At 28.4% G+C, this 15747-nt stretch carries 13 protein-coding genes and 1 other annotated feature; of the genes, 10 read left to right on the forward strand and 3 right to left on the reverse strand.

The window, feature by feature from the left end; genetic code table 11:
• Window positions 1-99: 99 nt before the first annotated feature.
• Window positions 100-1266, forward strand: a complete 1167-nt coding sequence (locus tag J2Z25_RS06040; protein ID WP_097033618.1) for an AI-2E family transporter — start codon at window positions 100-102, stop codon at window positions 1264-1266.
• 94 nt (window positions 1267-1360) lie between these two features.
• Here the strand turns inward: J2Z25_RS06040 and J2Z25_RS06045 are convergent, their stop codons facing one another.
• From J2Z25_RS06045 to J2Z25_RS06055, 3 genes are all read right to left on the reverse strand, one after another.
• A complete protein-coding gene (locus J2Z25_RS06045; protein WP_209739130.1) occupies window positions 1361-2164 on the reverse strand; it encodes a TPM domain-containing protein in 804 nt (267 codons plus the stop codon).
• Between the two features lie 2 nt (window positions 2165-2166).
• Complete coding sequence (locus J2Z25_RS06050) at window positions 2167-2736, reverse strand: LemA family protein (protein ID WP_008676968.1); 570 nt, start codon at window positions 2734-2736, stop codon at window positions 2167-2169.
• A gap of 93 nt (window positions 2737-2829) precedes the next feature.
• Entirely contained in the window at window positions 2830-3732 is a 903-nt protein-coding gene (locus J2Z25_RS06055) for a prenyltransferase (protein ID WP_008676971.1), read from the reverse strand.
• Between the two features lie 214 nt (window positions 3733-3946).
• Here J2Z25_RS06055 and J2Z25_RS06060 point away from each other — a divergent pair, with 214 nt between their 5' ends.
• The 9 genes from J2Z25_RS06060 to J2Z25_RS06100 all read left to right on the forward strand — a co-directional run bounded on the left by J2Z25_RS06060 (window position 3947) and on the right by J2Z25_RS06100 (window position 15579).
• Window positions 3947-4993 (forward strand): galactose ABC transporter substrate-binding protein, encoded by a 1047-nt coding sequence (locus J2Z25_RS06060; RefSeq protein WP_097033615.1) that lies wholly within the window; start codon window positions 3947-3949, stop codon window positions 4991-4993.
• Window positions 4994-5078: 85 nt separating this feature from the next.
• Window positions 5079-6578 (forward strand): galactose/methyl galactoside ABC transporter ATP-binding protein MglA, encoded by a 1500-nt coding sequence (gene mglA / locus J2Z25_RS06065; protein WP_008676975.1) that lies wholly within the window; start codon window positions 5079-5081, stop codon window positions 6576-6578.
• A 16-nt stretch (window positions 6579-6594) separates the two neighbouring features.
• Window positions 6595-7617, forward strand: a complete 1023-nt coding sequence (mglC, locus tag J2Z25_RS06070) for a galactose/methyl galactoside ABC transporter permease MglC (protein WP_008676977.1) — start codon at window positions 6595-6597, stop codon at window positions 7615-7617.
• A gap of 22 nt (window positions 7618-7639) precedes the next feature.
• Window positions 7640-7804 (forward strand): hypothetical protein, encoded by a 165-nt coding sequence (locus tag J2Z25_RS06075; RefSeq protein WP_008676978.1) that lies wholly within the window; start codon window positions 7640-7642, stop codon window positions 7802-7804.
• A 381-nt stretch (window positions 7805-8185) separates the two neighbouring features.
• Entirely contained in the window at window positions 8186-9796 is a 1611-nt protein-coding gene (locus J2Z25_RS06080) for a response regulator (RefSeq protein ID WP_209739132.1), read from the forward strand.
• A 10-nt stretch (window positions 9797-9806) separates the two neighbouring features.
• On the forward strand, window positions 9807-11600 hold the full coding sequence (locus J2Z25_RS06085; RefSeq protein ID WP_008676982.1) for a sensor histidine kinase: 1794 nt from the start codon (window positions 9807-9809) through the stop codon (window positions 11598-11600).
• Window positions 11597-12568: a substrate-binding domain-containing protein gene (locus J2Z25_RS06090; RefSeq protein WP_008676985.1), complete on the forward strand. Its 972-nt coding sequence runs from the start codon at window positions 11597-11599 to the stop codon at window positions 12566-12568. The genes J2Z25_RS06085 and J2Z25_RS06090 overlap by 4 nt, the downstream gene beginning before the upstream one ends.
• Window positions 12569-12596: 28 nt before the next feature.
• Complete coding sequence (locus J2Z25_RS06095) at window positions 12597-13646, forward strand: galactose ABC transporter substrate-binding protein (protein ID WP_008676988.1); 1050 nt, start codon at window positions 12597-12599, stop codon at window positions 13644-13646.
• A 141-nt stretch (window positions 13647-13787) separates the two neighbouring features.
• Window positions 13788-14028: a binding site (T-box leader), on the forward strand.
• A 249-nt stretch (window positions 14029-14277) separates the two neighbouring features.
• Complete coding sequence (locus tag J2Z25_RS06100; protein ID WP_008676990.1) at window positions 14278-15579, forward strand: dicarboxylate/amino acid:cation symporter; 1302 nt, start codon at window positions 14278-14280, stop codon at window positions 15577-15579.
• Window positions 15580-15747: the final 168 nt, after the last annotated feature.

Below are 15747 nucleotides of genomic sequence, written 5' to 3' on the forward strand. Positions count from 1 at the left end.
AATTAAATTTCATTAAATTTGACAATTTTAAGCCTAAATACATTATAATTGTATTAAAAAGTCTTAACATAAAAAAATTATAGTAAAGAGAGGTATATAATGAAAGTAAATTGGAATAGTAAATACACAACCATAGCAATATATTCATTTATAGTTGCAATTTCAGTTATATTATTTTATTTAGCCATATCGCAAGTAACTATTTTTACTGATAAGCTAGATTCTATATTAGTTGTTATGCAGCCATTTATAATTGGATTTTCAATTGCATATATAGTAAATTTTTTATTGAACTTTTATGAAAATAAGGTTTTTGAAACAAAATACATAAAAAAGATAAAGTTAAAATCAAAAAGAGGATTAGCTATTTTATTTTCTTATATAACTACTTTTTTTATAATTAGTATGTTTGTTAAATTCTTATTACCTCAATTAATTGATAGTGTTGTTGGATTAGTAAATGATATACCTTCATATATAACTAACACTACAAACTTTGTAAATGAAATAATAATGAAATTAAATATAGAAGATCAGTATTCTCAGGTTTTAATGGATAACTTTAATAGCTTAGTTAATTATATAATTAGATTTGCAACAAATTTAATTCCTGCATTAGGAGGATTTTTAGCAAGTGTTGCATCAAGTATATGGAATGTGATTTTAGGTATAATAGTATCAGTATACTTATTAATAGATAAAGAAAAGTTATGTGCATTAAGCAAAAAAATAACTTATGGATTATTTCCGGAATCATATGCAGATGAAATTATAAAACTAGTTGATAGAAGTAACTATACATTTGGAAGATTTCTTGTGGGAAAGATAATAGATTCTTTAATTATAGGAGTATTAACATTTATAATATTAACTATATTTAAAATGCCATACACGATACTGGTTTCAGTTATAGTTGGTATAACTAACATAATACCTTTCTTTGGACCATTTATAGGTGCAATACCATCATTCATAATAATATTATTTGTATCACCTGTTCAAGCTTTATGGTTCTTATTAATAATATTATTTATACAACAATTAGATGGAAATGTAATAGGACCAAAGATTTTAGGAGATTCAATAGGTATCTCAGCTTTTTGGATATTATTTTCTATATTAGTTGCAGGAAAATTATTAGGTATAGTTGGAATGATAATAGGAGTTCCTCTATTTGCTATTTTCTACTCTATAGTTAAGGAGTTTATAGAAAGTAAATTAAGAAAAAAAGGATTAAAAACAGAGACAAAGGAATATATGAAATAAAAAAGCAAATAAAAAATCATGTATATAGGAATTAAATATTCTATATACATGATTTTTCTATTTTATCTAATAATTTATTATAGTAGATTCTAATTTACCAGCTTCCAGAGGAGCCGCCTCCATTAGAAGAGCCTCCGCCAAAACCTCCAAATCCACCAGAGCCACCTCCACCGAAGCCGCCACCTCCACCACGAGGACCACCTCTTCTTCCTATATTACTCCAAAAGATAATTTGAAGTAGTGAAGAGGAAACTCGACCACGGTTAAAAAATAAATCTAACAAGAAAGAAATGACTATTATTACTATTAAAATATTTCCTGCAAAGTTATGTGATGTTTCTTGTGCTTCCTTTGGAATTGATATATTTAAAGATTTACTTAAAGTAACTCCATATTCTTTAGCAATTAAATCAGTAAAAGCACTATAGCTCTTTATTATACCAGAACCATAATTTTCATCTTTAAAATCATCCTTAGCTAAAGATTGCATAACTCTGTTACTTAGGGCATCGGGAATAGCACCTTCTAAACCTCTTCCAACTTCAACTCGCCAATTTCTATCATTTATGGAAACTAGAATTAATAAACCATTATCTTTATTTTTCTGTCCAATTCCCCAAGAGCGAAATAAATTTATAGCATAATTTTCAATTGGAATATCATCTGTAGTATCTACGATTACAACAATAGATTGAGCTCCAGTTTTATCTTCAAGTTCTTTACCTAATGATATAATTGTTTCTATTTCATTTGATTTTAATATACCTACATAGTCATTTACATATTTATAATTTGTAGGATAAGGATAATTAGTAGCTGCTGAAACTGGTAATGAAAAACTTAGTATTAATAATAGAGAAGATATTAAAAATTTTTTGAATTTAGCACTAATATTCATATTTATCTGGAGAAATCAACTGAAGGTACTTCACTAGCACCATCACTTGCTTTATAAAGTGGTTTTTCTTGAAATCCAAATAATGAAGCAATTATATTAGTAGGGAATCTTCTCCTTTTAGTATTATAATTAGTTACAGCTGTATTATAATCTTGCCTTGCAACAGCTATTCTATTTTCAGTTCCTTCTAGCTGAATACTTAAGTCCTGAAAGTTTTGATTAGATTTTAAATCAGGGTATCTTTCAACAACAACTAATAATCTAGAAAGAGCATTTGACAATTGGCTATCTGCATTTGCTTGTTCTGATATGTTTGCTGCACCTGAAAGTTTACTTCTAGCATTAGCTATATCAGTGAATATATCCTTTTCCTGAGATGCGTATCCCTTAACTGTATTAACTAAATTAGGTATCAAGTCAGATCTCCTTTGTAATTGAGTATCTATATTAGATTCTGATGTACTAACAAGCTGCTCTAGAGATACTAAATTATTGTAGCTAGATATTATAGGAAAGACTAATATTGCAATAACTACAAGTACAGCTATTAATACTTTTGTTCCTTTTTTCATATAAAAATACATCTCCTTTCTATATATAAATTATTATATGTAAAAAGAAGATGTATTATTAAAGATTTACTGTATAATCTGGATTAATAAGAGTTATCCTAAAAATAATGCTAATATTAAAATAAGAGTAAATGTCCAATGTAAATTATTTGTATAAGGGATTCCAAGCTTTTCAAATTTACAAACTGATCTATGAGCTTTTAGTGCTATTGGAAATGTTAAAAATACTAATAAAGAAGTAATAGGATAAAATCCTGATATAACATATATTAAAGTTAAAAAATATGAACCAAAAACTAAAAATCTATAGATATATGTACTATATTTACTACCAATCCTAACACTTAACGTTCCAAGACTTAAATTAGCATCTCTTTTAAAATCTCTCATTTCATTACTTATCATTAGCGCTGGAATAAGAAATGAAGCAGGTAATGAAAGTAGTATAGGGTATATGCTTATAGATTTAGTAAAAGGATAAGATGCACCTAATACCATTAGAGGACCCATGGTTATAAAGGAAATTGGAACTCCGAGTCCTTTTCTTTTAAATACAAAGGGTTCTCCTGTATAAGCGTAAGCACCAAATATTCCTATCAAACCTATAATAAACATTTTAAAATCAGTTATGTATATAAGATATAATCCAATTAAAGAAGCTAATGCAAAACAGCACATTGCCCAAAGAAAAACATAAATATCAAAATAAGTCCTAGTCACACCTAAAAAATTAACTTTTCTACCGCTTGGCCTATAATATCTAAAACTTCCTTCAAAATAATCATTTACTAGGTTAGCTCCTGATTGAGCTAGAAGCCCAGCTACTGTTATTATGATAACCAAAAAAATATCATTATTACTAGCCCAATTAATATATCCCATTTTATCAGCTGCAATAATACCAAGAGTGGTAGATCCAATTGCTAATGTTAATGAAAAGGGACGGAATGCTTTCCAAGAATCCTTAATAAATTTCGATAGATACTCTATATCCACGTTAATCACCTCATATATTTAATTGCAATTTTAAATTTTATCATAAAAGGATAGTTCTTTCAAATTATTAAAATATATATAAAAGTATTATCTAAGAATTTCGATAGAAGTGTTAAGTTTTTCGTATGGAAGTTATTACAAGATAAATTTATAATAATAGATGTAAACGAAATCAATTAAGTGTTAACGATTTTATAAAAGGTGGAGGGTTAATATGAAAAAGGTTAAAAAATTACTTACAATGGCAATGGCTACTGTTATGGTTACAGCTTCATTAGTTGGCTGTGGTGGAAATAGTGGAGGTTCTAATGGTGGAGATACTTCAAAAGGAGACAAGGTTAAGGTTGGAGTATGTTTATACAAATTCGATGATACTTATATTTCTACAGTTCGTCAAAGTTTAGAAAAAATACAATCTGAAAATCCAGATAAAGTTGAGTTCACTTTCTATGATGGAAAAGGTGACCAAGCTACTCAAAATGACAGTATAGATACATTACTTCAAAAAGATGTAGATCTTTTATTAGTTAACTTAGTAGATACAGGAGCTGCACCTACAGTAATTGATAAGATTAAAACTGCAGAGAAACCTGTAGTACTATTCAATAGAGAACCATCAGCAGATTCAATAAAGGCATATGACAAGGCTATATTTGTTGGAACAAATGCAAAAGAAGCTGGAGTTATGCAAGGAGAAATACTGTCAAAGGTATGGGAAAAAGATAAAGCTGCTATAGATAAGAATGGAGATGGAGTATTACAATATGTAATGCTAAAAGGTGAACCTGATAATCCAGAAGCAGTTGCAAGAACTCAATATTCTGTTTCAACTTTAAATGATAAAGGAGTTAAGACAGAAGAATTAGCACTTCAAGTTTGTAACTGGGACCAAGCATTAGCACAAAATGCTACTGAAGCATGGTTCTCAAAATTTGGTGACAAGATTGAAGCTGTAATTGCTAATAATGATGGTATGGCTCAAGGTGCTATAGCTGCATTACAAGCTCAAGGTTATAACAATGGTGATGCTGCAAAAACTATCCCAGTTGTAGGTGTTGATGCTACAGCAGCAGCACAAGACTTAATTGGAAAAGGATTTATGTTAGGATCAGTTCTTCAAGATGCAGAAGGAATGGCAAAAGCATTATATGAAACTGGAATGAACTTAGCTGGTGGAAAGAGTGCTGTAGAAGGTACTTCATATAAATTTGATGATACAGGAGTTGCTGTACGTATTCCATATCAAGAATATGTTAAATAATATAAACAAATAAATTTCCTCTAAACTGCATAGTGTATTTTCACTATGCAGTTTAATAAATAATAGAAAAGTGGTGAAGTAAGTTATGGCAGATACAAAATATGTTCTTGAAATGACAGATATATGTAAAGAATTTCCAGGGGTTAAAGCGCTAGATAATGTCCAATTAAAAGTAAGACCAGGAACTGTACATGCTTTAATGGGTGAAAATGGAGCAGGTAAATCTACTTTAATGAAATGTTTATTCGGTGTTTATATTGAAGATGGTGGAGAAATTTTAATAGATGGTGAAAAAAGCAAGTTTTCTAATCCAAAGCAAGCAATGGATAATGGCGTTGCTATGGTTCACCAAGAATTAAACCAAGTTTTACAAAGAAATGTTATGGATAATATATGGCTTGGAAGATATCCAGGAAATGCTGGAATTGTAAGCGAAAAAGTAATGTATGAAGAAACTAAAAAAATATTAGATGAACTTGAAATAGATGTTAATCCAAAGGTTAAAATGGCAAAATTATCTGTTTCGCAAAGACAAATGGTTGAAATTGCAAAAGCAGTTTCATATAATGCAAAAATACTAGTTTTAGATGAACCAACATCATCATTAACTACAGAAGAGGTTAAGCATTTATTTAGAATAATTAATAAATTAAAGGCTAAAGGCTGCGGTATTATATATATTTCTCATAAAATGGAGGAGATTCTTGAAATTTCCGATGACGTTACAATAATGCGTGATGGTAAATGGATAGATACAATTCCTGCAAAAGATCTTACAACTGATAAAATAATTAAGTTAATGGTTGGTCGTGATTTAACTAATAGATTCCCACCAAAGACAAATAAGCCAGGAGAGGTAATATTAGAAGTGAAAAATCTAACTGGTACATATCAACCATCTATAAAGGATGTATCTTTTGAACTTAAAAAAGGAGAAATTTTAGGGGTTGCTGGACTTGTTGGATCAAAAAGAACGGAATTATTAGAAACTATATTTGGAATAGCTCGTCATAATGAAGGCGAAGTAATATTACATGGTAAGAAAGTTGAAAATACAGATTCAAGAAGAGCAATAAAAAATGGATTTGCATTGTTGACAGAAGAACGTAGATCAACAGGAATATTTGGACAACTTGATATAAAATTTAATACAATGATTGCTAATATAGATGGATATAGTAAATTTGGTGTATTAGATAATAAAAAGATGACTGAAGATACTAAATGGACAATAGATAGTATGAAGGTAAAAACTCCAAGTCAAAAGACGGCTATTAGAACTCTTTCAGGAGGTAACCAACAAAAAGTAATCATAGGAAGATGGCTTTTAACTAATCCAGAAATACTACTATTGGATGAGCCAACAAGAGGAATAGATGTTGGAGCTAAATATGAAATTTATCAACTTATTATAGATTTAGCTAATAAAGGCAAAGGGGTTATAGTTGTATCCTCTGAAATGCCAGAATTATTAGGAATATGTGATAGAATACTTGTAATGTCAAACGGAAGAGTAGCAGGGATAGGTGAGGCAGATAAATTGTCACAAGAAGATATTATGGCTATGGCTGCTAAATATATTTAGGATAGAGGTGTAACTTATGAACAAAGTTAAATTTAATAAAGAGTCTTTACAAAATTTCCTACTAAATTATGCACTATATATAGTATTGTTTATAATGATAGTGTTCTTTGTTATAAAGGAACCAGGGTTCCTTTCATTGAAGAATTTTACTAATATTTTAAGTCAAGCATCAACACGTGGTATCCTTGCATTAGGGGTAGCAGGACTTATAGTACTTCAAGGTACAGACCTTTCAGCAGGACGTATATTAGGCTTTACAGCTATAATATCAGCATCATTATTACAATCAACAACATATGCTGCTAGAATGTATCCAGATCTACCAGCATTACCACTAATATTACCAATGCTTTTAGCAATAGTTATAGGTGGTATATTTGGTGCAATAAATGGATTCGGGGTAGCGAAGCTCAAGGTCCATGCATTTATTATTACTTTGGGTACTCAACTTATAGCTTATGGAGCATCATGTTTATATATTGATAGACCTCCACTAGGAGCTCAACCAGTTGCTAACTTAGATGAAAGATATACAAGGTTTGTTAATGGTTACTTAAAGTTAGGTAGTGTGGAAATTCCATATTTAGTATTCTATCTTGCAATAGTTGCAGCTATTATGTGGTTTGTATGGAATAAAACAAAGCTTGGTAAAAATATGTTTGCTATTGGGGGAAATCCAGAAGCAGCAGCAGTTTCAGGTGTTAACTTAGTTAAGAATATTATGATTATATTTGTAATATCAGGTGTACTTTATGGATTAGCTGGATTCCTAGAAGCAGCTAGAGCAGGATCTACAACAACAAGTACCGGATTTAATTATGAATTAGATGCAATTTCAGCTTGTGTTGTTGGTGGGGTATCCTTTACAGGTGGTATTGGTACAATCCCAGGAGTTCTTATAGGTACTGTATTACTTCAAGTTATAAACTATGGATTAAACTTCATTGGAGTAAATGCTTATTGGCAATATATAATAAGAGGTTTAATAATAATAGTAGCTGTTTCATTAGACGTAAGAAAATATATAGCTAAAAAATAATTTAAAAAGGAAATGATGTTAAATGGAAAATGAAGCTGTAAAGGAAAAAGTAGATGAAGTTCCTAAGAAAAATATGAGGGATACATTATATGGAAATTTAGATGTATCAGTTAAAACAATGGATAGAGTTATTGCAGTATTATTTGTATTATTAGCATTATCATTGATAATAGGAGCGTTAGTATAAAAATATAATATTAATCATAGAAATAGGATGAGAATAAACATATCTCATCCTATTTTTGTTGTTTGAGAATATTTACATGAAAATTATTACAAAAATATGTTATAATTAATTTTAAGATTTAGAAAATTTAGGTTTAACTTTGAATTACCAATTTTTTTGAAAATGTAAATTTGATTTTATTATATAAGAGTTGAAATTATAAAAATGTGCATACATATTTAATTATTTGCATAAGGTGTTATATTAATCTTAGGTATAATAATTATTAAATAGGTATAAAGGGGATTTAAAATTATAATTATTAAAACTATTGCTAAAGAGATACTGTTAGTCAAATTTATTCTTTTAGAAACTTATAGTTTTTATATAGGAGGATTATTTATGGGGTTATATAAACTGATGATTGTAGATGATGAAGAGGAGATAAGACTTGGAGTTATAAAAAAAATTAATTGGGAAGAACATGGATTTATTGTTGTAGGTGATGCTGAAAATGGACAAGATGCTTTAGAAATGGCAGAAAAGTTACATCCAGATGTAATAATGACAGATATAAAAATGCCTTTTATGGATGGGTTAGAGTTAGGTAGAAAAGTTACGGATATAATGCCTTCTACAAAAATAATAATTTTTTCTGGCTCTGATGATTTGGAATATGCACATAAGGCAATAAAGATAAATGTAGTTGAGTATGTTTTAAAGCCAATTAATTCAATTGAGCTTATAGAAGTTCTAAAGAGATTAAAAGAAAAATTGGACAAGGAATATGATGCAAAAAGAAATGTGGAAACATTAAGGAATCATTATGTAGAAAGTATTCCTGTAATAAGAGAGCAGTTTCTTATTGGAGCCTTAGAAGGAAGAATAACTAGAGAAAAGTGGATAGAAGATGAGAAAAAGTTAGGATTAGATTTTATAGAAAAGTATCTATCAGTTGCAATAATAGGTGTTGATGGAAATATAAGCTCTAATGAAGAAGATTTAGAATTACAAAATGATATTGGTTTATTATCTATATCAATAAAAAATATAGTAGATGAAACGATGGAGAATTATTGCAAGTTTATAAGTTTTCCATATTTAGATAAGGTTGTAGTTTTGAGTAGTTTCAATGAAAAGGATAACATAATGAACTTTATAAAAGGGTTAAATGAAGTTTGTAAAGTTTTTGAATGTGTATTTGGAGGTACTATATCTGCAGGGGTAGGTAGGATATGTGATGATATATCAAAAATAAGATTTTCTTATAGCACAGCTCAAAGTGCATTAAATTATAGACCGATATTGGGTAATGGAAAAACTATATATATTGATGATGTTGAACCAGACAATTCAATTCAATTACAATTTGATGAGCAAGATGAAGTTAAATTTTTAAATACTATAAAATTATCTACAGAGAGTGAAATACAAGAAGTTGTAAATGGTATATTTAAAGTAGTTGAAGAATCTTGTATACCATTGGAAAAGTATAGAATTTATATAATGGAGATACTGACATCTATGCTTAAGTTAACGCAAACATATAATATAGAAATTAACGACGTATTTGGTGAAAATTTTAATTGTTATATGGGATTAGACCGTTTAGATTCTATAGAAGAAATAAAAGGATGGTTTATAAATAAGTCTATTAAACTGAATAAGCTTATAAAGAAGGAACGTGTTAATTCCTCAATGCTTTTAGTGGAAAAGGCCAAAAGTTATATAAAGGAAAATTACAATGATTTTGAAATATCAGTTGAAAAATTATGCTCAGAATTACATGTGAGTCCAACTTATTTTTCTACTATATTTAAAAAGGAAACTGATATGAGCTTTGTAAACTATCTTACTTCAGTACGACTAGAAGAAGCTGTGAAATTACTAAATACTACTGATGATAAAACATATATGATTGCTACAAAGGTAGGATATCAAGAAGCAAATTATTTTAGTTATGTATTTAAAAAGAAATTTGGAATAGCGCCATCAAGATATAGAAAGAACTGAGTGAGTTAATATGCTAAATTCTATTAAGAGTAAAATAATCGGTTATTATAAAAAAGCTAGTATTCAATATATAATATCTATATCTTTTACAATAGTAGCTGTTATTGGAATGATAGTTGTAGGTGGAGCTCTTTACTTAAGATTTACTAACTCAACAGAAGAAATGGTTTTAAAAAATAATAAATCTATATTAGAGCAAGTAAACTTAAACTTAGATAGCTACTTAAGAAAAATGATGAAGATATCAGATACTATATATTATAGAGCTATAAAGAAAACAGATTTATCAGATGAAAATATAGATAAAGAAATGGACTTAATTTATGAAGCCAATAAAGATTATTTAATAAGTATTAGCTTATTTTCGGATTATGGTGAAGTAATAGCTTCGTATCCATTACAACAATTAAAAAATAACATTGACCCTAGAGAAAGTGAATGGTTTCAAAGTGCAATAAGCAAGAGAGAAAATTTACATTTTTCTACTCCACATGTGCAAAATTTATTTTATGATCCTAATTATAAATACACTTGGGTAGTATCTTTAAGTAGAGCAGTTGAAATTACTGAAAGTGGTAGAATTAATGGTGGAGTTCTTTTAGTAGATATGAACTTTAGTGGTATAGAACAAATATGTAAAAATGTTGATATGGGGAAAAATGGATATGTTTATCTTATAGATAGAGATGGAGAAATAATATATCACCCAAGACAGCAATTAATATATTCTGATTTAATAAAAGAAAATAATTATGAAGCAGCAAAATATGAGGATGGGAATCACGTTGAAAAATTTGAAGGTGATAAAAGATTAGTAACAGTGAAAACAGTTGGATATACTGGATGGAAGATAGTTGCTATATCACCAATGACAGATATTACAGCTGATTATTATGAAATTAGGGTATTTGCTATATTTATGATGTTTTTTGCTATATTTACATTAATTTCAATAAATATGTTTGTATCATCAAGAATAGCAAATCCTATAAAAGAATTAGAAAAGTCAGTTAACGAATTTGAAAACGGAGTAGTTAATTTAAATATATCAGAAAGTGGTTCTTATGAAATTCAACATTTAGGAAAAGCAATTAAGTCAATGGTAAAACAAATGAATATGTTAATGGAAAATATAATGAATGAACAAGAGGCAAAGCGAAAAAGTGAATTAAATGCATTGCAAGCGCAAATAAATCCACATTTTTTATATAATACTTTAGATTCTATTATATGGATGATAGAAAATGAAAATTATGATGGTGCTATAGTAATGGTTACAGCCCTAGCAAGATTTTTTAGAATAAGTTTGAGCAAGGGTAAAAATGTAATAACTGTTAAGGATGAGTTAGAGCATGCTAGATATTACTTAACAATACAAAATATACGTTATAAAAATAAGTTCACTTATGATATTAAAGCAGAAGAAGAGGTTTTAAATCTCACTAGTATTAAATTAATAATTCAGCCACTGATTGAAAATGCTATTTATCATGGTATGGAATATATGAGTGGTGATGGAGATATTCTCGTACAAGCTTATTTGAAGAATGATGAATTATATATAGATATTATTGATAATGGGCTTGGAATGCCTCAAGAGGTTGCAGATAAATTACTAACTAATGAAAATGGAGTTCAAAAGAAAGGTTCAGGAATAGGACTTAGAAACGTTCATGAGAGAATAAAATTATACTTTGGAGATAGCTATGGATTAGAGATATATAGTGAACCTGATGAAGGTACCACAATAAGAATTCATATGCCATCTATAGATTTTTATAGTATTAAGGAGGATAAAAAGTGAAGATAAAAAAGAAATTAGTTTTCATAATTTTATTTATAATGCTTATTTCTTCCTTTTTAGTATTATTAAATGAAGGTAAAAAAAAGGACGTTAAGGTTTATAATTTTTCAGTAATAATTAGAGGGAAAAATAGTGAAGGGTGGAGGATAATAAAAGAGGGGATGGAGCAAGCAGCTTCTGAGATGAACGTAAATATAAGATTTTTAACACTTTTAGAGGAAAATAGTATTAAGGAGCAAACTGAATTAATAGAGAGAGAATTAAATGATGGCACAGATGCAATACTTATATCTCCAACAGATTATAATGCTATGGCAAGTACTATAGAGAACGTGAGAAAAAAGGTACCTGTAGTTTTATTTGAATCTAATATAGAAACTAAGCAAAATATACCATATATATCATGCGATAATTATGAATTGGGGCAGAGTCTAGCAGAGGAAATAGTGAGAAATGGAAATACGAGAAGTAAAGTTTCTATTATAAAAAGTGATTTAAACTGTAGTAGCATAAATGAAAGATATTTAGGATTTGTAGATGAAATAGAGAAAAGTAAAAATACTTATGAATTCTTAGAATTACCAAGGGATGAAGTACAACTTTATAATAAAGTTAGAGAAATTATAGAGAATAATGAAACTGATGTAATAATTACATTTGAGCCAAATATTTTAGAGAGTATAGGAAAAGCTAAGAAGTATGTATTAAGTACTAACAATTTAAAATATAATGTTGAATTATATGGGACAGGTAGTACAAGCTTAATAATATCTTTAATTGAAGAAAATGTAATAAATTCAATAGCTATGCAAAATGAATTTAATGTTGGATATTTAAGTGTAAAGGCTTCTGTTTCACAAATTGAAGAAAAATCAATTGATGATAGCATAATAACATCAACTATAATCAATAGTAGAAATATGTACTCTAAAGAAAATCAAAGGATGTTATTTCCCTTTGTAAGGTGATAAATTTAATGCTTTATAGGAGGTTAGGGTGAAAAAGGGTAAAAGAATAATTAATATTTTTAGCTTAATGCTAATATCTACTCTTATTGTAGGCTGTAATAAAGAAAGCAATATTAAATTTAAAAAAGAAATTAAAATAGGGGTAACACTTTATAAGCAAGATGATACTTTCATATCTACAATCAGTAAGAATTTAGAAGAAATAGTTAAAGAAAATGAAAGTGTTGATAAATCAAAAATAATACTTGACTTTGTTGATGCAAAAGGAAGTACGATAAATCAAGGAAATCAAGTGGATAAGTTTATAAATCAAGATTATGATGTTATATGTGTAAATTTAGTAGATAGAACAGCAGCATCAACTATAATTGATAAAGCTAAATCAGCAGATATTCCATTAATATTTTTTAATAGAGAACCAGTAGAAGAGGATATGAATAGATGGGATAAGCTATATTATGTTGGAGCACAAGCAGAACAATCTGCAAGATTACAAGCAGAGATAGTACTTGATGAATGGCTTTCCAAAAAGGATATAGTAGATAAGAATAAAGATAATAAGATTCAATATGTAATGCTTGAAGGAGAACCAGGACATCAAGATTCTTCAATAAGGACAGAATATTGTATAAAGTCTATTACTGAAAAAGGAGTTCAACTAGAAAAACTAGCAGATGACAGTGCTAATTGGCAAAGTGATCAAGCTATAAGTAAAATGAATCAATGGATTAAAGAGTTCGGAGATAAAATTGAAGTTGTATTTAGCAATAATGATGTAATGGCACTTGGTGCTATACATGCAATTAATTCTAGCGATGTATTTACTAAAAAACCTACGGTTGTTGGGATAGATGGTATAAAGGAAGCAATGGAATCAGTTAAAAAGGGTGAAATGATTGGTACTGTTATTAGTGATTCTAAAGCTCAAGCTCAAGCAATATTTGATATTGCAATAGCATTAGCAAAAGGAAATGATATACAAGATATAGAGGAGCTTGAAAATAATAAATATATAAAAGTACCACATACAAAAGTAACTAAAAGCAATGTAGACTTGTATATGGAGAATGAAAAGTAAATTTTACATTAAAGGGCTGTCTGCGACAGCCTTTTCATTTTAGTTAAAAATACCTTATAAATATATAAATTAAATATATAATTAATATATTGACAATAGATAAAATAATGCTATAATTAAATCATAGTAATCCGATATGAATTAAAGATTATGAAGAGGAAAAGTAATTAATAATAATTATAACAGAGAAGGTTAGTTGCTGAGATAACCCATAATTTTATTAATGAAGTGCACCTTGGAGTCGAAGGCCTGAATATGAAAAGTAGGGGCTTATGGGTTCTCCCATTATAGAGATAAGGTATTATAAGTACCTAAAAAGAGATGGATATTTGATTATATCTAATCAGAGTGGAACCGTGGAAGTTTACCTTCTGCCTCTGTGCAAACAGTGGTAGTAGGTTTTTTTTATTTATACAACAGATTTAATTAATATATTTATTAATTAGTGTATAAACTATTCATAGATTAATTAGAAGATATGAATTCTTGTATAGATAATCTAAAATCAACTTATTAGATAAAATTTTAAAAATACAATATTTAAAGAATTATCTTAAGAAATTTGCAGGCCAGCAAATAAATATTTAACTAAATATTAAATCATCTAAAATAAATATTAGGAGGATACAAAATGAATATTAATTTAATATTAGCTATTATATTATCAATAGCAGCACTTTATATAATTTATTTAGTAAAATCAAAAACAGGAAAGTTTTCTTATTCAACGTTAACTGCATTAACAATAGGGTTAATACTAGGTGCAATATTTAAAGAAAATATTAAGTTCCTTGAAGTAGTAGGAAAAGGGTATATATCATTAATAAAAATGATAGTAGTTCCTTTAGTTATGGTATCAATAATAACAAGTATAATTAGACTTAAAAATTTAGATACTTTAAAATCAATTGGTATTAAAACACTAGGAATATTACTTGGTACAACAGGTGTAGCAGCAATAATAGGAATTATTATTGGTAAGATCTTTAAATTAGGACAAGGGTTAAGCTTTGTAGGAGCAGAAGGTTTTAAAGCTAGGGAAATACCATCATTTTCAAAGGTATTATTAGACTTTTTACCATCCAATCCAGTGGCATCAGTTGTTAATAATCAAATAATTCCAATAGTAATATTTTCACTTTTCATAGCAATAGCTTTAGTAATTGAAGATAATAAAAATCCAGAGAAGGTTAAGCCATTTAAAGATTTCATTTTATCAACTTATGAATTAGTATTAAGTATAACAAGAATAGTATTGAAATTTATACCATATGGAGTATTTGCATTAATTACAACAGCTGCAGCTACAAATGGTATGGATACGATAAAATCATTAATTAATGTTATATTAGCAGTATATATAGCTTGTATATTACAAATTGTCTTAGTCCATACTCCTTTAATAGCATTTGTTGCAAGAAAAAATCCATTAAAGTTCTTTAAGGATATTTTTCCAGCTCAAGTTATAGCTTTTACAAGTCAAAGTAGTTATGGAACATTGCCTGTAACAATTAAGAGTTTAGTAGAAAATGCTAAAGTTTCTGAAAATATAGCAAGCTTTGTAGCACCACTTGGATCAACTATTGGAATGAATGCTTGTGGTGGATTATATCCAGCAATAGTTGCAATTTTTGTAGCAAATGTATTTAATGTGGATATGACTATGTATCATTATTTCTTAATAGTATTAACAACAGTTATATCTTCAATAGGTATAGCGGGAGTTCCTGGAGCAGCCACTATGTCAACAACAGTTGTTTTATCAACTTTAGGATTACCTATAGAAGGTATGGCAATGGTAATGGCTGTAGATGCTATAATCGATATGATGAGAACAGCAACTAATGTTACAGGTTCTGCAGTAGCAGCTTTAGTGGTTGATGAAACCGAAAAAAGAAAAGGAAGTGCCCATGTAGCACTTGAATCTAAATAATTAGCTAAAAATAGATTCTGAAATAAGTTTTAGCCCTATTAAACTAAAAATAAAGAGTTTAATGGGGCTATATATTTTTAAAATTAAATAGTTAAAAATATATTTTAGAATTTTATATATATCATAGATTTTGGTTAGTGGAAGGGGTTATTATTTATAAAAAAATAG

Source organism: Clostridium tertium, from assembly GCF_017873245.1.
In the GTDB taxonomy this organism is placed as follows: domain Bacteria; phylum Bacillota; class Clostridia; order Clostridiales; family Clostridiaceae; genus Clostridium; species Clostridium tertium.